Annotated in this window: 1 protein-coding gene; it reads left to right on the forward strand. The window is 41.8% G+C overall.

Translation table 11 applies throughout. The features are described from left to right. Nucleotides 1-552 (forward strand): mannonate dehydratase (gene uxuA, locus IEW58_RS14240; protein WP_188645886.1); only part of this gene is annotated, 552 nt, incomplete at both ends.

Consider the following 552-nt stretch of genomic DNA (forward strand, 5'->3'; position numbering starts at 1 on the left):
TTTTATGCCAATTTTGGACTGGACTCGTACTGACTTAGATTTTGAAGTAGCCGATGGCTCTAAAGCCTTGCGTTTCGATATGACCGAGTTTTGTGCTTTCGAAATGTATATTCTAAAAAGAGTAAACGCCGAAAAATCTTATTCGGAAGCACAAATTGCCAAAGCAAAAGCATGGTTTGAAAGTGCAAGAGAAGCTGATGTGACTCGTCTGACCAAAAATATCATTGCTGGCTTGCCAGGAAGCGAAGAAAGTTTTACGATTGAAGCATTCAGAGAAACGCTTGATACCTATAAATATATAGGTGATAGAGAATTACGCCAAAATCTGTATAGTTTTCTAAAAGAAATTACACCAGTAGCCGAGCAAGCGGGCGTATTGTTGGCGATTCACCCCGACGACCCACCGTATCCGATTTTGGGCTTGCCCCGTGTAGTAAGTACCGAAACCGACGCAAAATTATTACTCGAAGCAGCTGAAAGTAAATTTAACGGACTTTGTTTCTGCACGGGAAGCTACGGTGTGCGTGCCGATAATGATTTAGTTGGAATGGT

The sequence above is a fragment of the Tsuneonella deserti genome, assembly GCF_014644315.1.
Classification (GTDB): Bacteria; Pseudomonadota; Alphaproteobacteria; order Sphingomonadales; family Sphingomonadaceae; genus Tsuneonella; species Tsuneonella deserti.